This window comes from Microbacterium sp. SMR1, assembly GCF_003289625.1.
GTDB lineage: Bacteria > Actinomycetota > Actinomycetes > Actinomycetales > Microbacteriaceae > Microbacterium > Microbacterium plantarum.
In genome coordinates this window covers 684,138-703,023 of the sequence record NZ_QMBN01000001.1, presented here as the reverse complement: position 1 = coordinate 703,023, position 18,886 = coordinate 684,138, and the positions used below count along the sequence as shown (strand labels likewise).

General features: G+C 69.2%; 21 protein-coding genes and 1 tRNA gene. 11 read left to right on the top strand and 11 right to left on the bottom strand.

What is annotated here, in order from left to right; all coding sequences use genetic code 11:
* Positions 1-3: 3 nt before the first annotated feature.
* Both DO944_RS03485 and DO944_RS03480 read right to left on the bottom strand, forming a co-directional pair.
* Positions 4-1,011, bottom strand: coding sequence for an Fpg/Nei family DNA glycosylase (locus DO944_RS03485; RefSeq protein WP_112614662.1), 1,008 nt, complete (start codon positions 1,009-1,011; stop codon positions 4-6).
* Positions 1,011-1,556 (bottom strand): ribose-5-phosphate isomerase, encoded by a 546-nt coding sequence (locus DO944_RS03480; protein ID WP_112614660.1) that lies wholly within the window; start codon positions 1,554-1,556, stop codon positions 1,011-1,013. Before DO944_RS03480 ends, DO944_RS03485 begins: the two co-directional genes overlap by 1 nt.
* Positions 1,557-1,668: 112 nt before the next feature.
* Between DO944_RS03480 and pepN the strand changes: the two genes are divergently transcribed.
* The 7 genes from pepN (at position 1,669) to DO944_RS03445 (ending at position 9,622) form a co-directional block, all read left to right on the top strand.
* Positions 1,669-4,215, top strand: a complete 2,547-nt coding sequence (pepN, locus tag DO944_RS03475) for an aminopeptidase N (RefSeq protein WP_112614658.1) — start codon at positions 1,669-1,671, stop codon at positions 4,213-4,215.
* A 108-nt stretch (positions 4,216-4,323) separates the two neighbouring features.
* Entirely contained in the window at positions 4,324-5,238 is a 915-nt protein-coding gene (locus DO944_RS03470; protein ID WP_112614656.1) for an ABC transporter ATP-binding protein, read from the top strand.
* Positions 5,235-6,047 carry an ABC transporter permease subunit gene (locus tag DO944_RS03465; protein ID WP_112614654.1) on the top strand — a complete coding sequence of 271 codons (813 nt, stop codon included), beginning with the start codon at positions 5,235-5,237 and terminating at the stop codon, positions 6,045-6,047. The genes DO944_RS03470 and DO944_RS03465 overlap by 4 nt, the downstream gene beginning before the upstream one ends.
* Before the next feature lie 10 nt (positions 6,048-6,057).
* Positions 6,058-7,320, top strand: coding sequence for a sensor histidine kinase (locus DO944_RS03460; RefSeq protein WP_258524548.1), 1,263 nt, complete (start codon positions 6,058-6,060; stop codon positions 7,318-7,320).
* Positions 7,310-7,984: a response regulator transcription factor gene (locus DO944_RS03455; protein WP_181574131.1), complete on the top strand. Its 675-nt coding sequence runs from the start codon at positions 7,310-7,312 to the stop codon at positions 7,982-7,984. Before DO944_RS03460 ends, DO944_RS03455 begins: the two co-directional genes overlap by 11 nt.
* Positions 7,985-8,030: 46 nt before the next feature.
* Entirely contained in the window at positions 8,031-9,155 is a 1,125-nt protein-coding gene (locus DO944_RS03450) for a mechanosensitive ion channel family protein (RefSeq protein WP_112614652.1), read from the top strand.
* Positions 9,152-9,622, top strand: coding sequence for a globin (locus tag DO944_RS03445; protein ID WP_112614650.1), 471 nt, complete (start codon positions 9,152-9,154; stop codon positions 9,620-9,622). Before DO944_RS03450 ends, DO944_RS03445 begins: the two co-directional genes overlap by 4 nt.
* Before the next feature lies 1 nt (position 9,623).
* Here DO944_RS03445 and DO944_RS03440 read toward each other — a convergent pair whose 3' ends face one another.
* Entirely contained in the window at positions 9,624-10,298 is a 675-nt protein-coding gene (locus DO944_RS03440; RefSeq protein WP_112614648.1) for a hypothetical protein, read from the bottom strand.
* Positions 10,299-10,342: 44 nt separating this feature from the next.
* On the opposite strand from DO944_RS03440, the gene DO944_RS03435 reads away from it, so the two are divergent.
* Entirely contained in the window at positions 10,343-11,266 is a 924-nt protein-coding gene (locus DO944_RS03435; protein ID WP_112614646.1) for an acyl-CoA thioesterase II, read from the top strand.
* Here DO944_RS03435 and DO944_RS03430 read toward each other — a convergent pair.
* From DO944_RS03430 to msrA, 5 genes are all read right to left on the bottom strand, one after another.
* On the bottom strand, positions 11,244-11,771 hold the full coding sequence (locus DO944_RS03430; protein WP_240309844.1) for a thioesterase family protein: 528 nt from the start codon (positions 11,769-11,771) through the stop codon (positions 11,244-11,246). The genes DO944_RS03435 and DO944_RS03430 overlap by 23 nt on opposite strands.
* Positions 11,764-13,443 carry an energy-dependent translational throttle protein EttA gene (gene ettA / locus DO944_RS03425; protein ID WP_112614644.1) on the bottom strand — a complete coding sequence of 560 codons (1,680 nt, stop codon included), beginning with the start codon at positions 13,441-13,443 and terminating at the stop codon, positions 11,764-11,766. Before ettA ends, DO944_RS03430 begins: the two co-directional genes overlap by 8 nt.
* Before the next feature lie 56 nt (positions 13,444-13,499).
* Positions 13,500-13,991, bottom strand: coding sequence for a DUF6993 domain-containing protein (locus DO944_RS15835; protein WP_258524547.1), 492 nt, complete (start codon positions 13,989-13,991; stop codon positions 13,500-13,502).
* Between the two features lie 39 nt (positions 13,992-14,030).
* A complete protein-coding gene (gene ssb / locus DO944_RS03415) occupies positions 14,031-14,537 on the bottom strand; it encodes a single-stranded DNA-binding protein (RefSeq protein ID WP_112614642.1) in 507 nt (168 codons plus the stop codon).
* Positions 14,538-14,692: 155 nt separating this feature from the next.
* Positions 14,693-15,220 (bottom strand): peptide-methionine (S)-S-oxide reductase MsrA, encoded by a 528-nt coding sequence (gene msrA, locus DO944_RS03410; RefSeq protein WP_112614640.1) that lies wholly within the window; start codon positions 15,218-15,220, stop codon positions 14,693-14,695.
* Between the two features lie 116 nt (positions 15,221-15,336).
* Between msrA and DO944_RS03405 the strand changes: the two genes are divergently transcribed.
* Entirely contained in the window at positions 15,337-15,591 is a 255-nt protein-coding gene (locus tag DO944_RS03405) for a hypothetical protein (protein WP_146752002.1), read from the top strand.
* Positions 15,592-15,621: 30 nt separating this feature from the next.
* Here DO944_RS03405 and DO944_RS03400 read toward each other — a convergent pair whose 3' ends face one another.
* Entirely contained in the window at positions 15,622-17,031 is a 1,410-nt protein-coding gene (locus tag DO944_RS03400) for a PLP-dependent aminotransferase family protein (RefSeq protein ID WP_112614636.1), read from the bottom strand.
* A 61-nt stretch (positions 17,032-17,092) separates the two neighbouring features.
* Here DO944_RS03400 and DO944_RS03395 point away from each other — a divergent pair, with 61 nt between their 5' ends.
* Positions 17,093-17,728 carry a YitT family protein gene (locus DO944_RS03395; protein ID WP_112614634.1) on the top strand — a complete coding sequence of 212 codons (636 nt, stop codon included), beginning with the start codon at positions 17,093-17,095 and terminating at the stop codon, positions 17,726-17,728.
* Here the strand turns inward: DO944_RS03395 and DO944_RS03390 are convergent.
* Complete coding sequence (locus tag DO944_RS03390; protein WP_146752001.1) at positions 17,709-17,921, bottom strand: methyltransferase; 213 nt, start codon at positions 17,919-17,921, stop codon at positions 17,709-17,711. The genes DO944_RS03395 and DO944_RS03390 overlap by 20 nt on opposite strands.
* A gap of 111 nt (positions 17,922-18,032) precedes the next feature.
* Here DO944_RS03390 and DO944_RS03385 point away from each other — a divergent pair.
* Positions 18,033-18,105: transfer RNA gene (locus tag DO944_RS03385), tRNA-Arg, on the top strand.
* A gap of 13 nt (positions 18,106-18,118) precedes the next feature.
* On the opposite strand, the gene DO944_RS03380 is transcribed toward DO944_RS03385, so the two are convergent.
* Positions 18,119-18,823: a hypothetical protein gene (locus DO944_RS03380; protein WP_112614630.1), complete on the bottom strand. Its 705-nt coding sequence runs from the start codon at positions 18,821-18,823 to the stop codon at positions 18,119-18,121.
* Between the last annotated feature and the right edge of the window lie 63 nt (positions 18,824-18,886).

Genomic DNA, 18,886 nt, shown 5'->3' with positions numbered 1-18,886 from the left:
CGCTCACCTCTGGCAGTTCGGGCACCAGTACAACTTGCGTGACGCCATCTCCTCGAGGACGATCGACGTTCCGCACACGCGGCAGGGCAGGCCCGCCCGGTGATACACCCAGTGCCGGTCGTCACGATGGGCCATCGCCCGGCGCCATGCCTCGGGATCGAGATCGTCCATCGTCATCATCTGCCCCGTCTCGACGCCGATCGCGAGGAGACGTACCCAGTCGCGCCAGAGCTCTCGGACGGTCTCCTCCGGCACGTCGCGGCCCGGCGTGTGCGGGTTCAGGCGTGCGCGGAACAGCATCTCCGCGCGAAAGACGTTGCCGATTCCGCTGACCACGCTCTGGTCCATGAGAAGCAGACCGATCGCCGTCGGCTTGCGGCGGACGGTCGCGGCGAATCGCTCCTCGCCCTCCGTCACGTCATCCACGAGCGGATCGGGCCCGAGCTTCGCGATCGTCGCCTGAACCTCTTCCGGTGTCCGCAGCTGACAGGCCGTCGGTCCGCGAAGGTCGGCACAGGTCACGTCGGTGAGCAGGCGCAGGCGCACCTGACCGACGACGGGCGGCGGCCATCCCCCGTCCTCGGCAGCACCGTCGTCACCGAGCCCCGTGGTCTGTTCGCTCATGCGGACTCGTCCGCGGGCTCGTCGCGGCGCACCGATCGAGCTGAGGGAGTTCTCTCCGGCGGCGTCGTAGATCGGCGCGATCTCGGTGCCGCGCTGATTCGTGTGGCCCATCCGCCCGTTCGCGGACGCGATCGTGGGGTCGACGACGATCTCGCCGGCGAAATCCCACGCGCCATACATCCCGAGGTGGACGCGCAACCAGACGTCGTCCTCGAACGCGAGGAACATCTGCTTGCCGACCGCCCGCGCCTCGATCGCCTCGCGACCGTCGAGCACCGCCGCGCCCTCGACGAACCGCCCTTGCGGGCTCGACGCGGCGACGACGCGGCCGACGACGTTGCGCTCGAACTGGCGGGCGATCCGGTGGACGGAATGGCCCTCGGGCATCAGCCCGCTTCCGGATCGAACGAGTCGGTTGCGGGCAGCGGCGACGTGGTGCCGCCGTCGACCGCGCGCGGGTCGGGCAGCAGGCTGCCGTCGGCTTCGTAGGCGGCGAGCTGGGCGATACGTCGCGCGTGGCGCTCCTCCCCGCTGAAGGGCGTCGCGATGAAGCGGTCGATGAAGGTGACCGCCTCGTCGAACGTGTGCTGGCGCGCGCCGATGGCGATGACATTGGCGTCGTTGTGCTCCCGCGCGAGCTCGGCCGTCGGGATGTTCCAGACGAGCGCTGCGCGTGCACCATGCACCTTGTTCGCCGCCATCTGCTCGCCGTTGCCGGACCCGCCGAAGACGACGCCGAGCGCCTCGACGCCCGCCTGCTGATCCCGGACGACGGCCTCCGCCGCACGGATGCAGAACGCGGGGTAGTCGTCTACCGGGTCGTACTCGATCGGGCCGTGGTCGACGACATCGTGACCCGCTTCGGCGAGGTGGTGCTGGAGCTGAGTAGAGAACTCGAGACCGGCGTGGTCGGTCGCGATATGGATGCGCATGGCACCATCCTATGAACGTGCGAGCCCCGAAAGCGTAGGCTGGCACGGTTGCCGTCGGCGCCAGCAGCGCGCGGCCCCGAATCCTCACCCCGACCCTGGGAGCAGAACGCACGTGCCTGGAGAGAACCTCACCCGCATCGAGGCGCAGGAGCGCCGCGCGATCGTCGACACGCAGAGCTACGACATCGCCCTCGATCTGACCGTCGGCGCGGAGATCTTCCGCTCGCGCACGGTCATCCGTTTCGCCGCCGCCGAGGGCGCCTCGACCTTCGTCGATCTGATCGCCCGCGATGTCCGGGAGATCACCCTCAACGGCCGGGCGATCGACCCCTCGGCATTCAGCGATTCCCGCATCGCACTCGACGGTCTCGCGGCGCAGAACGAGCTCATCGTCGATGCGGACTGCCTCTACACGAACACCGGCGAGGGCCTGCACCGCTTCGTCGACCCCGTCGACGGCGAGGTCTACCTGTACTCGCAGTTCGAGGTTCCCGATTCGCGTCGTGTCTTCGCGGTGTTCGAGCAGCCCGACCTCAAGGCAGAGTTCCGCTTCACGATCACGGCCCCCGCCGAGTGGAAGGTCGTCTCCAACTCCCCCACACCCGAGCCCGTGCCCGGCGACGGCGGGACGTCCACGTGGGCCTTCGAGCCGACTCCCCGGATCTCCTCGTACATCACCGCTCTCGTCGCGGGCCCGTATGAGCAGGTCTTCTCCGAGCTCACGAGCGCCGACGGGCGCGTGATCCCCCTCGGCGTCTACGCGCGCAAGAGCCTGTGGCAGTACCTCGACGCCGACTACGTCTTCGAGAAGACACGTCAGGGCTTCGCCTACTTCGAGGAGAAGTTCGGCGTCCCCTACCCCTTCGCGAAGTACGACCAGCTCTTCGTGCCGGAGTTCAACGCCGGCGCCATGGAGAACGCGGGCGCCGTGACCTTCACCGAGACCTACGTCTTCCGTTCCAAGGTCACCGACGCGGTGAAGGAACGTCGGGTCGTGACCATCCTTCACGAGCTCGCCCACATGTGGTTCGGCGACCTCGTCACGATGAAGTGGTGGAACGACCTCTGGCTCAACGAGTCGTTCGCCGAATGGGCGTCGACGATCGCGACGGCCGAGGCGACCGAGTGGACCGAGGCCTGGACGACCTTCAATGCGATGGAGAAGACCTGGGCCTACCGCCAGGATCAGCTTCCGTCGACGCACCCGGTCGTCGCCCGCATCAACGACCTCGAGGATGTCCAGGTCAACTTCGACGGCATCACGTACGCCAAGGGCGGCTCGGTGCTCAAGCAGCTCGCCGCGTGGGTCGGCGTCGAAGCGTTCTTCGCCGGCGTCTCGGCGTACTTCCAGAAGCACGCGTGGGGCAACACGGAGCTGTCCGATCTTCTCGTCGAGCTCGAGGCCACGAGCGGTCGCGAGCTCGAGACCTGGTCGAAGAAGTGGCTCGAGACGGCCGGCGTGAACACGCTCGAACCGGAGATCGTCACGGATGCCGACGGGATCATCACCCGCTTCGCCATCGTCCAGACGGCACCCGCCGACTACCCGACCATCCGTCCGCACCGCCTCGGCGTCGGCTTCTACTCCCTTCAGGGCGGCACGCTCGTGCGCACGCACCACGTCGAGCTCGACGTGGACGGCGATCTGACGGAGGTGCCGGAGCTGAAGGGTCGCGCGCAGCCCGACCTGGTCCTCCTGAACGACGACGACCTCGCGTACGCCAAGATCCGCCTCGACGAGCGCTCGCTCCGTACGGCGGTCGAGCACCTCGCGAAGATCAGCGACCCGCTCGCGCGGTCCCTCGTCTGGGGCGCCGCGTGGGACCAGACCCGCGACGCCGAGGCATCAGCGACCGATTACATCGACCTGGTGCTCCGCAACATCGGCACCGAGACCGAGTCCACCACGGTGCGCACGACGCTCGGACAGCTCCAGCTCGCAGCGAACTCGTACGTCGATCCGCAGACCCGGGATGCCGCGCGTGCCCGCGTCGCCGACGGGCTGTGGGAACTCGCTCAGCAGGCCGAGGCGGGCAGCGACAGCCAGCTGCAGTTCGTGACCGCCTTCGCGTCGGCCGCATCGACCGACGCCCACGCCGACGTCGTCCGCGCCCTGCGATCGGGCGACACCGTCCTCCCGGGGCTGGAGATCGACGCCGACCTCTCCTGGGCGCTCCTCGTCTCCCTCGCTGCGTCGGGCGCCGTGTCGGCGGCGGACATCGACGCCGCGCTGGCAGCCGACAACACCGCGAAGGGCGGCGAATTCGCGGCGCAGGCCCGGGCGGCGCTCCCGACGGCCGACGCGAAGAAGGCCGCGTGGGCATCGCTCATCGAGAACGACGATCTGCCCAACACCGTCGTACGTTCGGCGGCTGCCGGCTTCACCCACCCGGCGGGCGTGGCGCACCTCGGCGCCTTCGTCGACGAGTACTTCCGGATGCTGCTGCCGATCTGGGAGTCGCGCACCTACCAGATTGCCCAGTACCTCATCGTCGGCCTGTACCCGGCTGCTCTCGCCAACGCCGAGCTGCGCGATGCGACCCGCGCGTGGCTCTCGGAGAACACAGAGGCTCCGGCTGCACTCCGCCGACTTGTCGCCGAGAACCTCGCGGGCGTCGAGCGGGCGCTCGCTGTGCAGGAGCGCGACGCGCAGGACTGACGTCATCCGCAATGCTGATGGGCGTCGTACTCCGGTACGACGCCCATCAGCGATCTCGGCACTCCCGGCGGACGACAGCGGGATGCGCCCGTCGATAGCGTGGGGCGCATGATCGTTGCAGAAGGCCTCACGAAGAGGTACGGAGACAAGACGGCAGTCGACGGGGTGAGCTTCACCGTGCAGTCGGGCAAGGTGACCGGCTTCCTGGGTCCCAACGGCGCCGGCAAATCCACCACGATGCGGATGATCGTCGGCCTCGACCGGCCGTCGTCCGGGCGCGTCACCATCGACGGCCGCGACTACCGCTCGCTGCGGTCACCGCTCACCGAGGTCGGCATCCTCCTCGACGCGAAGGCCGTCCACACCGGCCGCAGCGCGCGCAACCACCTGCGCGCGATGGCGGCGACCCACGGCATCCCCCGCTCCCGCGTCGATGAGGTGATCGAGATCACCGGCCTCGGCTCGGTAGCGGGCAAGCGCGCCGGCAAGTTCTCGCTCGGCATGGGGCAGCGCCTGGGCATCGCAGCCGCGCTCCTCGGCGATCCGCAGACCCTGATCCTCGATGAGCCGGTGAACGGTCTCGACCCCGAGGGCGTTCGCTGGGTCCGGCAGTTCGTCCGCGGTCAGGCGGCGCAAGGGCGGACGGTACTGCTCTCGAGCCACCTCATGAGCGAGATGGCACTCACCGCCGACCACGTGATCGTGCTCGGCCGAGGCCGCGTGCTGGCTGATGCCGGCATCGACGATCTGGTCCGCTCGTGGACGAGCAACACTGTCGTCGTCCGCACCCCGCGGGCCGACGAGCTCACCCGCCTCATCGCCGGCCCCGACGTCGCGGTGACGACGGGCGAGCCGGGACTCCTGCAGGTCGCCGGCCTGAGCGCCGCCGCGATCGGCGACACCGCAGCCGCGCACGGCATCCCGCTTCACGAGCTCACACCGCGCGTGGGATCGCTCGAAGACGCCTACCTCGCTCTCACCGAGGGGTCGGTCGAATACCAGACGAAGGGAGCGGTGCGATGACCGCCACCACCACCGTGCAGACCCCCGCGCCGGCGCGCGCCACGCCGTCGAACGCGCGACTGTCGTTCGGTCGCCTTGTCCGCAGCGAGACCATCAAGCTGCTCTCGTTGCGCTCCACCTGGTGGTCGCTGGGAGTCACGGCCGTCCTGGCGATCGGCATCTCGCTGCTCATGGCGTGGGCTTCGCAGGATTTCGGCGGCGACTTCAACCCGGTCGGTGCGATCGTCGCTCCGATGCAGTTCACGATGCTGGTGGCGGGCATCCTCGGTGCCATGGCGATCACCGGCGAATACTCGACCGGCATGATCCGATCGACCCTGACCGCCGAGCCACGACGCGGTGCCGTGCTCGTCGCGAAGGCGGTCGTGGTCGCACTGCTGCTCGCCGCCACGACGGTCGTCACCACGATCGTTTCGGTCGTCGCCTCCGCGCCGATCTTCGGCGACCGTGCCATCGACTGGGCGGACGCGGAATCCTCGGTGCTCCCCCTCGTCCTCGGTGTTCTGGCGATGGCCACGTTCGCCCTGCTCGGACTCGGATGGGGCTTCATCATCCGCAACGGCGCAGGTGCCATCGCCGCGACCGTCGGCATCCTGTTCGTCATGCCGATCGTCCTGAGCCTGTTCGCCTTCGGTGGGGAATCGTGGGCGTGGATCGTCGACCTGGGCCAGTACCTGCCCGCGAGCGCAGCGCAGACGGTGACCTCGCCCGGTTCCGACGACTTCGTCACGGGCCTCATCACGCTGCTCGCGTGGCCGACCGCGACGCTGCTCGGCGGCTGGGCGATCCTCCGCGCGACCGACGCGTAGGGTACGAGGAGTGTCTCCCGGAAGCCGTGGCTCATCGTCGCCCGACGATGAGCTGCGGCTTCCGCGTCCGCCCGGATTCCTCCGGCGGTTCTGGGGGCGGCACCCGGTCTTCGCCGACATCCTCACCGCGCTCATCTGCCTGACCTTCTCGCTCGTCCCGGCGACGAGCTTCACCGATCGCATCGACGACGCGGTCGGTGTCGGCCGGCTCTGGGCCACCACGGCTCCTATCGTCATGGTCGTTGTCGTGCTCGGGTGCGCCTCGCTCCTCGTGCGCAGGCGCTACCCGACGCTCGTGTTCGTCGGAGCCGTGGCGGTCGCGCTGGCTTACCTTCTTGCCCCTGCGCCGACCGGTGGGCCGATGCTCGGCATCGCGGCGTACACCCTCGCCGTCCATCGGAGTGCTCGGGCCTGCCTGATCGGTGTGGCCGTCGCGTTCGGCACCATCGCCGCGTTGGTGGCCGGCCTCGCGTTCACGGGAATGATCGGCCCGATGATCGCCTGGAACGCGCTGGTCGGCGAGGGCCTGAGCGCGCTCATCGGGGCCCTCATCGGCACGAATGTCGGCAACCGGCACCGTTACGTCGCCGCTCTCATCGACCGGTCGCGCCAGCTCGTCGTCGAACGCGATCAGCAGGCGCGCCTCGCCGCGGCATCGGAACGCGACCGGATCGCCCGGGAGCTGCACGACATCGTCGCTCACTCGCTGACGGTGATGGTGGCCCTGGCCGAGGGCGTCGCCGCATCGAGCGACATCGACCGCGCCCGTCCCGGCGCCACCGCCATCGCATCGACGGGGCGCGAAGCCCTCAGCGACATGCGCGCGACCCTCGGCATCCTCCGCGAGGACGACGCCGCTCCGCTCGCCCCGCTGGCACGCGACACGACCGCGGACACGGTCGATTCCGCGCGCGCCGCCGGGTTCGACGCGACTCTGACCATCTCGGGCGACAGACCGGAGCTCAGCAGCGCCGTGCAACTCGCGATCTCGCGCATCGTGCAGGAAGGCGTCACGAACGCGATGCGCCACGCACGCGGTGCCGAACGGATCGACGTGCGGGTGGGTTACCGTCCTCACGCAGTCGAGGTCGATATCGTCGACGACGGCGAGCCGGTCGCTTCCTCGACGACGTCGCCATCGGGGTACGGCCTGCGTGGCCTCCGAGAGCGCGTGGTCCTGGCGGGCGGAGCGGTGACCGCGGGACCGGGATCGGCCCGTGGGTGGCGCGTGCACGCCGTCATCCCCCTCGAACAGGAGAATCATGACCGCTGATCCCGCTTCGCCGATCCGCGTGCTGATCGTCGACGACCAGCAGCTCATCCGCCTCGGCTTCCGGATGGTGCTGGACGCCGCTGACGGCATCGAGGTCGTCGGTGAGGCAGCCGATGGCGCGGCCGCCCTCCGCGCCGTCTCCGAGTCGTCGCCCGACGTCGTATTGATGGATGTGCGCATGCCGGTGGTCGACGGCATCGAAGCCACCGCTCGCATCCGGAGCGAGCATCCGACCGTCGCTGTGCTGGTGCTCACGACGTTCGACCTCGACGAGTATGCGTTCGGGGCGCTTCGCGCCGGCGCCGGCGGCTTTCTCCTGAAGGATGCGCGACGCGATGAGCTCGTCGCTGCCGTCCGCGCTGTCGCGGCAGGCGAGGCGACGCTCGCTCCGCGGATCACCCGTCGCATGATCGAGCTCGTGACCGCGACCGGGCTGCCCGCTCCGCAGCCCGTCACCCCGGCCGTTCTGACGGCGCGGGAGGCGGATGTGCTGGCTGCCATGGCGCGAGGACTGACGAATCTGGAGATCGCCGGTGAGCTCTTCCTCAGCGAGTCCACGGTCAAGACGCACGTCGGCCGCATCCTGACGAAGCTGCCCGCGCGAGATCGCGTGCACGCCGTGCTGATCGCGCACGGACTCGCCGAGCCCGGCCTCGATGCCTGATGGCTCTCTCGGAAATGTCGTGGTGCCGCTCGGTAAAATCGGATCGATGACCACCGTGACCACTGCCGTCCCGCTCGCCTGGGAGTTCCCCGCCGAGGAGTTCTGGAAGTTCCTCACCGAAGCGGGATGGAACATCGTCGCGGTCGCGGGCATCATCCTCGGCGCCTTCGCGCTCTCCTGGTTGATGCGCCGCCTGATCGCCCGCATCGTCGACCGGATCGTGCGCGGTGCGAAGACGCGGGCCGAGGCCGAAGACACGCGAGCGATCGACATGTCGCCGCTCGCACAGGTGCGTATCGTCCAGCGGACCCGCACACTCGGGTCGATCCTGACCAACATCGTCAACGTGACGATCGTCATCGTTGCCCTGCTGATGATCGTGGGCGTTCTCAGCCCCGACATCCTCGGGTCGTTCACCCTGCTGTCGGCCGCGATCGGCGCCGGTCTCGGTTTCGGTGCTCAGAACATCGTCAAAGACGTCCTGAACGGGATGTTCATCGTGGCCGAGGACCAGATCGGCATCGGCGACGTCGTCGACCTCGGACTCGCCACGGGCATCGTCGAGTACGTCAGCGTCCGTGTCACGCATGTCCGAGACGTCAATGGGACGCTGTGGTTCGTTCGCAACGGTGAGATCACTCGCATCGGGAACATGTCGCAGGGCTGGTCGCGCGTGATCATCGATCTCGGCGTGCCGACCGACGCCGACGTCGATGTCGTCGAGAAGACCGTGATCGAAGCCGCGAAGGATCTCGCGCGCGAACCGAAGTGGCGCAGCCGCATCATCGAGAAGCCCGAACTGTGGGGGCTCGAATCGATCAGCGGCGACGCGTTGGTGATCCGTCTCGTCGTCAAGACGCGGCCCAACGCCAAGGACGATGTCGCGCGAGCCCTCCGCGCGCGACTCAAGGATGCCGTGGACGAGCTCGGCGTCGCGCTCCCCCAGCTCAACTCCACCGTCCTCACCGGTTTCGAGGGTGCCCAGAGCATCCGAGGCGCGAACCCGCCGCGAACCAAGCCCCAGCCGGTGGCGCCGCCGCAGGTGAAGGCGCGCCCCCAGTGGCGGCCGAAGCGCAGCAAGGGGGCCTCGGCGTCGACGCAGTCGCCCGACGCCCAGGAGGCGCCCGCCGGTGACGGCGACGCAACGGATCAGCAGAAGGACACCCCGTGAGCGACCAGGTCAGCTTCTACGACGAGGTCGGCGGTCACGAGACCTTCGTCCGCCTCGTCGATGTCTTCTACCGAGAGGTCGCCGCCGACGAGGTGCTGCGCCCGATGTATCCCGAGGCCGACCTGGGGCCGGCGGCGCACCGGCTCACGATGTTCCTCGAGCAGTACTGGGGTGGCCCGACCGCCTACGGCGAGGAGCGCGGTCATCCTCGGCTGCGGATGCGCCACCGCCCGTTCCACGTGGACCCCGACGCTCGCGACCGGTGGCTGCGCCACATGCGCACGGCACTCGACGAGCTCGCGCTGCCCCCGCTCCATGACGCGACCCTGTGGGACTACCTCGAGCGCGCTGCGTACGCCATGGTCAACACGTTCGAGCCGGCCGGCATCGGTCCACAGGGCTCGGCACGGCGGCCGATGCTGGGCGTGCACCCCGCATCCGCCGCCGACGCCCCGGCGTCGGACTGAATCAGCGCGGCGTTCCCGTGGCGCGAACGGGAGTGAGACCCATCGCGACCGGCCCCCGTGTCAGGACGTGGCCCCGTGCGAACGACACCCGCGTCCAGACGTCGGTACGGCGGATGGTCGGGTGCTCGGCGCCCGCGATGAACCCCAGGCCGACCGCGGCGAACGCGACTCCCAGAGGAAGGCCGCCCAGATCCTCGTCGGGTGTTCCCCAGATCGACGAGCGGACGAGATGGACGACGTCATCGCCGGCGCCGGCGGGGAGTTGACGAGCGACCGCCGCGATCCCCCACTGCGCCCGAAGCGACACCTGAGCGGAGTCGAGGCTGCCGGCCTCGCGCCATCCGGAGCGCGGAGGCGACACGCCGGCCCAGGAAGCAGCGACCCCGCTGTCGGGAAGTCGCACGGCACGGTCGTCATCGCCATCGGGTGCGAGCGCAGCCGCGTCGATCGTCAGGTCGCATTCCAGCTCCGGGTCGACGCGAGCCGTCCGGAGCGCAAGCACGAACGGAGTCGCGTCGGTCAGTGAACGCGGCGCCAGGGGCGCGCACGAGAGCGCTAGGACGCCGGCACGAGCGCGCAGCCGAAGGATGCCGTCGCCGTGGCGGGCTGCACGGCCCGCGAATGTCAGGACGTCACGGGCCACCTCGGGCTGCGGGAACAGGAGGCGCTCGGACATCCGTCCTAGACTACCGACCGATGCCCGCACACAGCTCAGAGCCCATGCCCGACAGCCTCACGGAAGAGACGGATCCCGTCGCCGCGATGCTCAGCGTGCTCGATCTCTCCTCCAGCGAGGCGCGGACCACGGAGGACATCTTCACCGGCAGGTCGCAGGTGATGCCCCAGGGTCGCGTCTTCGGCGGCCAGGTGCTCGCACAGGCGACGATGGCGGCGATGCGGACGGTGCCGCGCGAACGCGTGCCGCACTCGATGCACGGCTACTTCCTGCGCCCCGGCGACTCGTCGAGGAACATCACGTTCTCCGTCGATCGCATCCACGATGGTCGGTCGTTCTCGACACGGCGAACCCAGGCTTTCCAGAACGGGATGCCGATCTTCTCGATGATCGCTTCGTTCGAGGATGAGGATCCCGGCGTCGAGCACGCGGAGCCCATGCCCGACGGTCTGCCGCAGCCCGAAGACCTCCCCGCTCTGGAGGAACAGCTGAGCGGTATGCACCCGCTCAGCCGGCGGATCTTCTCCGCCAGCCCCATCGAGCTGCGCCACGTCACGGCGCCGATCTACCTGCAGCCCGACGACGACGCGACGCCTCGGCAGGCGGTGTGGGCTCGCACCCGCTCAGCTCTGCCCGACGACCCCGCGGTGCACCGGGCAGCCCTCGCGTTCCTCAGCGACCTCACGATCCAGGAGCCTGTGCTGCGAGCGCATGGGCTGGCGTGGGCGACGCCCGGCCTCAAGGTGGCGAGCCTCGACCACGCCATGTGGTGGCACCGCTTCGCGCGGGTCGATGACTGGCTGCTTTACGTGCAGGAATCACCCAGCGCACGCGGCGGGCGCGGGCTGTCGACCGGGCGGATCTACGATCGGGCGGGCACACTCGTCGCCAGCGTCGCCCAGGAGATCATGGTCCGCGTTCCCGCGACCACGGATGCTGGTGACTCTAACGCCGATGAGCGTAGGTGATCGGCTCCCCGAGGATGGGCGACCATGCGCGGCGCATCTCATCCGTCAGCCGGACGGGCCGGCCGGTCTCGGTCGACACCATCACCACGACGGCAGTCGAGCGGGCGTAACAGGTCTGCGGGTCGTCCTCATGGGGGCTGTAGACCTCGTAGCAGACGTCGATGCTCGAACCGCCGATACGGCCGATCCAGAGCTGAACGTCGAGCGGGCGCTGGCCGTACGGCACCGGAGCGAGGTACTCGATCTCCTGCCGCGCGATCAGCGTCATCGTCTCCGCCGACAGGCTCAGCGCGTCGAGGATGGCCGTGGTCGGCCCCGACATCCCTGCCTCGGGCTTCCAGAAGGCGCGCAGGCGCGCTTCTTCCAGCAGCTTGAGCATCGAGGTGTTGTTGACGTGCCCCAGAGCGTCGAGGTCGCCCCAGCGGAGATGGATGGGGATACGGACACGGGTGGCCCCGGCAGTTGTCACCACCGAGGCCACCGTGTGCGGCGTGTGCTCAGTCACGCGTGAGCTTGCGGTAGGTCGACTTGGCGGGGTTCGCGGCATCCGCGCCCAACCGCTCGATCTTGTTCGCCTCGTACGCCTCGAAGTTGCCCTCGAACCAGTACCACTGCGACGGGTTCTCCTCGGTGCCCTCGTACGCGAGGATGTGCGTCGCGATGCGGTCGAGGAACCACCGGTCGTGGGTGATGACGACCGCGCAGCCGGGGAACTCCAGCAGCGCGTTCTCGAGCGAACTGAGGGTCTCGACGTCGAGGTCGTTGGTCGGCTCGTCGAGGAGGAGGAGGTTGCCGCCCTCCTTCAGGGTGAGGGCGAGGTTCAGACGGTTCCGCTCACCACCGGAGAGCACGCCCGCCTTCTTCTGCTGGTCGGGTCCCTTGAATCCGAACTTCGACACGTAGGCCCGCGAGGGGATCTCGGTCTTGCCCACGGTGATGATGTCCAGTCCATCGGAGACGACCTCCCAGAGGGTCTTCTCCGGATCGATGTTGCCGCGTGACTGGTCGACGTAGCTGATCTTGACGGTCTCGCCGATCTTCAGCTCTCCGCCGTCGAGCGGCTCGAGACCCACGATGGTCTTGAACAGCGTGGTCTTTCCGACGCCGTTGGGGCCGATGACACCCACGATGCCGTTGGGCGGGAGGTTGAAGCTCAGGCCGTCGATCAGCACGCGATCGCCGAACGCCTTGTGAAGCTTCTTCGCGTCGATGACGACGCTGCCCAGACGCGGGCCCGCGGGGATCTGGATCTCTTCGAAGTCGAGCTTGCGCGTGCGCTCGGCCTCTGCCGCCATCTCCTCGTAGCGGGCCAGACGGGCCTTCGACTTGGTCTGACGCCCCTTGGCAGAGCTCCGCACCCAATCGAGCTCGTCCTTCAGACGCTTCGCGAGCTTCGCGTCCTTCTTGCCCTGGATGTCGAGGCGCTCGGCCTTCTTCTGGAGGTACGTCGAATAGTTGCCCTCATAGCCGATGAGGCGACCGCGGTCGACCTCAGCGATCCACTCGGCGACGTTGTCGAGGAAGTATCGATCGTGGGTGATGGCGATGACAGCACCCTTGTAAGCCTGAAGGTGCTGCTCGAGCCAGAGCACGCTCTCGGCGTCGAGGTGGTTCGTGGGCTCGTCGAGGAGGAGCAGGTCGGGCTTCTGCAGGAGCAGACGCGCGAGGGCCACGCGGCGGCGCTCCCCACCCGACAGCGGCGCCACCGAGGCGTCGGCCGGCGGCGTGCGAAGTGCTTCCATCGCCTGGTGCAGCTGAGAGTCGAGGTCCCACCCGTCGGCCGCGTCGATCTCCTCCTGCAGCGTGCCCATCTCGGCCAGGAGCGAGTCGAAGTCGGCGTCGGGGTCGGCCATGAGCGCGGAGATCTCATTGAAGCGATCGAGCTTCGGCTTGATCGCGACCCCGGCCTCGATGTTCTCGAGCACGGTCTTCGTGTCGTCGAGCTCCGGCTCCTGCATCAGGATGCCCACCGAGAAGCCCGGCGCGAGCCTCGCCTCACCGTTGGACGGCTGATCGAGCCCCGCCATGATCTTCAGGATCGTCGACTTACCGGCACCGTTGGGGCCGACCATTCCGATCTTGGCACCGGGAAGGAATGCCATCGTGACGTCGTCGAGGATGAGCTTCTCGCCGACGGCCTTGCGGGCGCGGACCATGGAGTAGATGTATTCGGCCATAACGTCTCGAGTCTAGTCCGGGAGGGCGCCGCGTTCGCCCGCCCGGACCCCGCGATTCACCAGTCGATGGGGCGCGTCCGGCCGATAAGGCAGCCACCGCTCGGCAGTTCGGGCAACACCGTCGCCGTGGGGGCGGGAGTCGATGGACCCACCTGTCCGACCAGGCACTCCCCCGCCCACAGGACCGAGAACTGCAAGCTGTCGACCGGGTCGTCGACGGAGGTGCGGTCGGCCGTCACCTGCATCGTCGACTTGTCGAAACCGGCTGCCACGAGCGCATCGATGTACGCCCGCCCCGCGACGCTGTCGGGCGACGCCGCCACCTGGTTCATCACCTCGGAGAACAGCGGCAGGTTGTCAGCCGCGGTGCTCTCGGGCGACAGGGGCGCCGGACCTTCCGTGGTGGTCGGTGCCGGCGTGGGCGCTGTGGATGTCGCCGGGGGCTCCTCGGGGAAGAGCATCGAGCACCCGGCGAGGGATGCGGCGAGGACGAGAGCGCCGGCCGTTCCCACGAGCGAGCGAGTGAACCGGGGACGAGGCGAGCGCATGTCTGAATTCTAGGCGGCCCCGGTCTCCGACTCGCGGCGTCAGAACGGCGTCGGCTCGACGGGGTCCCTCTCGGGCACCGCAGCGACGGCCCAATCGCCGTCGGTGGTCACGGGGTGGGCCGCGTTCTCGCCGGCGGCCTCGGTGCCATCGGCCGCCCCGCCGGGACGTGCGGGACCGGCCGCATCCGTGCGGGGGTTCCGTTGGAACGACGCGGTCCCCCACTTGAGGTCGGGACCGATCGCGTCGGCGTCGATCTCGATCTCGATGCCGCGCTTCTCGCCGGCTTCCCACTCCTTCAGCCGCAGCCGCCCGTCGACGATGACCCGCTGCCCCTTCCGCAGGGAGGCGAACGCATTCTCTCCGAGCCCACGGAACACGCTGATCCGGTACCAGTTGGTGGTGCCGTCGATCCACTCGCCGGACTGGGCGTCTCGGTAGCGCTGGCTGCTCGCGAGACGGAAGCTCGTGACCGGGATGCCGGTACCCGTCCGGCGCTGCTCGGGCTCGGTGGCGATGTTGCCGATGACGGTGATGCGATCTGACATGTCTGCTCCTCAGCAGGGCACGGAAGGTGGGACGCTCCAGCACCCGAGTGCCCGTCGGGTGCCGGAGCGCTTCCAGCCTCGGCCCCGGCGCCGGAACACCGAGGGCGGTTCCGCACATCGGTGCAGAACCGCCCTCGAATCGAGCTGGGGAGGAGTCAGCTGCGGGCGTACTCCGCGAAGCGCGCGCGCACCTTGTTCACCTTGGGAACGGCCACCGCGAGGCAGTATCCCTGCCCCGGGTTCTTCGCGAAGAAGTCCTGGTGGTAGTCCTCGGCCGGGTAGAACGTGTCGGCGGGTTCCATCGTCGTCACGACCCCGCCACCCCACATCTCGTCGGCGCGGTCGCGGGCCGCCGCGAAGAGCTCGCGCTGGTCTTCGTCGAGCGGGAACATGGCCGAGCGGTACTGAGTGCCGACATCGGCACCCTGGCGGTTGAGCTGACGCGGGTCGTGCATCGTGAAGAACGCATCGAGGATGACGTCGGCCGGGATGACATCGGGGTCGAACGTCACCGACACCGCCTCGGCATGACCGGTCGTGCCGGTGCACACCGCCTCGTAGCTCGGGTGCGGAACGTGCCCGCCGATGTAGCCCGACACGACCTCGGACACACCGTCGAGCGCACGATAAGCGGCATCGAGGCACCAGAAGCAGCCGCCGGCGAGGATGAAGGTGGTGGTCATGGAAAGCTCCGTTCTCCCGCTTGCGCGAGGTCTCACCCTAGCCAACCACGGGCGCCGCCCGCGTGTTCCCGCGGATGTCCGAGGCCCGTTCTAGCCTCGTTCGCGAGGAGGAGATCATGACGTTGGTGCAGGCCCACACCCCACAGGCCCGGGAACAGCGGCCGGGCGGCGAGCTCATCGCTCTCGGGACCGACCGCTGGCGAGTCGTCGAGGGTGATGGACACGTCCGGGGCCTCGTCGAGCGCGTCCAGACGCCCACCGGAGACCGCTTCCGCGCGCTCCGGTTCCACCCGCCGTCACGTTCCTTCCGGGCGATCGGCGAATTCTGGCGCATCAATGAGGCGTCCGACACCCTCCGGCTCTCTCGCTGACCTTCGCCTGCTCTGCCCGGCTCGCACAGCTCAGACCAGGGCGTCGAGAGGCGTGGGGCCGGCCGTCCGAGCTCCGCTCGCCACGCGCGGCCACACCGTGGCCAGCACTTCGACGGCGCGCTCCAGTTCTGCAGGCGACGCGGTGAACGGAATCCGCAGACGATTCTCGTGCCCGCCGTCGACCGCGAAGCGCTGTCCGCCGCTGAGATACACGTACTCGGCACGGGCACCCAGGACGAGCGGCCCGCTGAGCGGCGCCGGAAGACCGACCCAGAGCGCCACGCCACCGCAGACCTCGGGGACGTCCCAGTCCGGCAGCCTGTCGCGCAGCGCGGCTCGGACCGCGCGATATCCCGTGGCGAGCAACTCGGCGCGTTGCGGCAGGATCTCCGGCATCCGCGGAATCAGCCTCGCCGCCACCTCCTGCTCGAACTCGGGCGTGCCGAGGTCGCGCGCCGGCCGCGCCGCATGCAGCCGCCGGATGACCTCCGGCTGGGCGCGAACCCATCCGACGCGCAGGCCGCCCCACACCGTCTTGCCGAGCGAACCGATCCGCACGACGTCGTCGTCCGGAAGGGCTGCGGGTGCCGGTGCGCCGAACGACAGTTCGGCCGTCGTCTCGTCGACGACGAGCGTGCACCCCCGCTGAGCCACCTCGCGCAGTGCATTCTGCTCCGTCGCCGTCATGGAGCGACCGGTCGGGTTCTGCAGCGTGGGCATCAGGTAGGCGAGCGTCGGTCGCGTCCGTCGCGCGGCTTCGTCCAGGCGGTCGAGGTCCCAGCCGTGCGCGGTCGTCACGGATACGGCTACGAGCCGCGCTCCCGCGGCCCGGAGAGCCTCCGCCGCATGCGGATAGGTCGGCGTCTCGACGAGCACGCGATCGCCCCGCGCCACGAGCACCTCGGCGATGAGGTGGATGGCGCTCTGCGCACCCGCGGTCACGAGAATCTGATCGCGCGACGTGGGAATGCCACGCGCGGTGTAGCGTTCGGCGATGACGTCGCGCAGGCCGGTCGACCCGAGGGTGTCGTATCCGGTCCGCGAGACGAGTCGGGCCGCATCCGACGCCATCTCCGCCATCACGCCGGCCAAGCCCGGCCAGGCGCTCGGGCTCGCCTGCTGCAGGTCGATCGACCCCGGTTCGGCGAACACTGTCCCACCCCCGCGCAACGGCTGAGCAGTGGTGACGCTGCCCGAGCCCCGCACGCTCTCGATGTGCCCGCTCGCGCGCAGGCTCGCATAGGCGCTCGCCACCGTCGTGCGGCTCAGCCCCAGCGTCTGCGCCAGGGCGCGCTCGGCAGGGAGTAGGGTGCGCGCCGCGATGCGGTTGTCCAGACACAGCAGCCGGATGCCGTCCGCGAGCGCTTCATAGGCCGGCTCGCGGGTACGCCAGCCTCCGAGCGACGCTTCCAGCGACCTGGCGGAGATCCGGGAGTGCATACGGCCACGATACGGTAATTGGCATCTTTCGCTACGGCCAATCCTGCAGTGCAATAGACGAGTGATACTCCGCTTCTCGCAGCTCATCGTCGGCCTCATCCTGTTCGGAGCGGGGTGCGCGGTGATGGTCGACGCGGGAATCGGTCTCGACCCCTGGACCGTCCTGGCCGAAGGAATCAGCAAGAACACCGGCATCGGGATCGGCTGGGTCGTCAGCATCACCGGGTTCCTGGTCCTGCTCCTGTGGATCCCACTCCGTCAGAAGCCCGGTGTCGGCACCGTCGCGAACATCCTCGTGGTCGGGGCCGCGATGCAGTTCACCCTCCCGCTCGTGAGCACGCCCGATCACTGGATCGCGCGGGTGGCGATGTTCATCGCGGGCACGGCGCTCGTCGGTGTCGCCTCGGGCATCTACATCGGGGCGCGATTGGGTCCGGGCCCCCGCGACGGCTTGATGACCGGAATCCATCAGCGGTGGGGCTGGCCCATCTGGGCGGGGCGGCTCGGGGTCGAGGCGACGGTGCTCGTCACGGGCTGGCTCCTGGGCGGCACGGTGGGCCTGGGCACAGTGCTCTTCGCCGTGCTCATCGGGCCCATGGTGCACGTGAGCCTGCCGGTCTTCGACGGCCGGGCACGCCGCCGACGTCACACAACACCAGCCGCGGCGGTGGGCGGCCTCAGTGCTCCCGGAACGTAGGCCAGTCCGCTCCCGGCGCCATGTGCGCGTGCAGCGCGTTCTTGGCGATCTCCATCGTGGGGTACGCGCCGAGTTCGGCGTCCGCACCCGCCATCGTCACGATGTACTCGTCGCCGCGGTGGCGGATCATTCCCGCGACTCCCCCGGCGCCGTACGCCACCCACAGTGCGGTCGATCGTGTCTGCGCGTTCATCATCGAACCCCTTCCGACACCCGCAGGGTACGCCCCCGACCGCCCCGGAACCAGTGTTCCGCGACATCCGGCCCGAAACCGGCGTCTCCGCGCGATAGCGTAGAAGCATCCGCCTCCGTAGCTCAGTGGATAGAGCAGCGGCCTTCTAATCCGTTGGTCACAGGTTCGAATCCTGTCGGGGGCACTCCAGGCGCCGCTCAGGCCTGCGGCGTGAATCTCCGCGCGGTGTCCGCCAGCAGCGGTCGAGCCATGAGCGCGAGCAGACCCGCGAACGCCCACAGGAGGAGCAGCACGACGGTCTCGCTCACCACGATCACGAGAAACACCGTCACGATCAGCAGGGACAGCACCCCCAGCGAGAACCGCCACTGGGAAGCGAGCTGCGCCGCCGCGACACGCGTTGCATCGCGCGCGCGACAGTGGAACCCGGCCGTCAGGACGACCATGTGCCCGGCCCAGACGAGGATCAGCAGCCCGAGGACGCTGTAGAGCGGGCGCAGCGTCGCCCCGCCGTCGACGCCGTCCAGGTGGATGAGGTTGAAGGCGAGCAGAGCGAGAGCCACCGCCGCCGGGGCCGCCCAGCGGAGGGTCGGCGCGAGCTCGCGGCGATACGCACGGAAGAAGTGCCGACCCGGCGACAGGTCGGTGCGCGGAACCATCGCTGCGGCCACGCCCGCCACGAGGGCGGGGGCGACCGGCAGCAGCGCGAGGACGAAGAGGGGGACGTTCGACGGGTCGCGGTCCAGCAGCAGCACCGCCACGACGGAGGGCAGCGACGCGAGCAGCAGCTGCGCCTCCAAGACCATCTGCCGGTAGATGAAGGCGGCACCGCGTGAGAGGGGGCCGCGGCCGACCTCATCTGCCGGGTCGCCGCGACGAATCGTGGTGGTTTCCGCATCCATTTCTTCGGCCCCTTCGCTCGACGAGACGAGGCGGCCGGCCCCGGTCAGAAGGCCGGCCGCTCT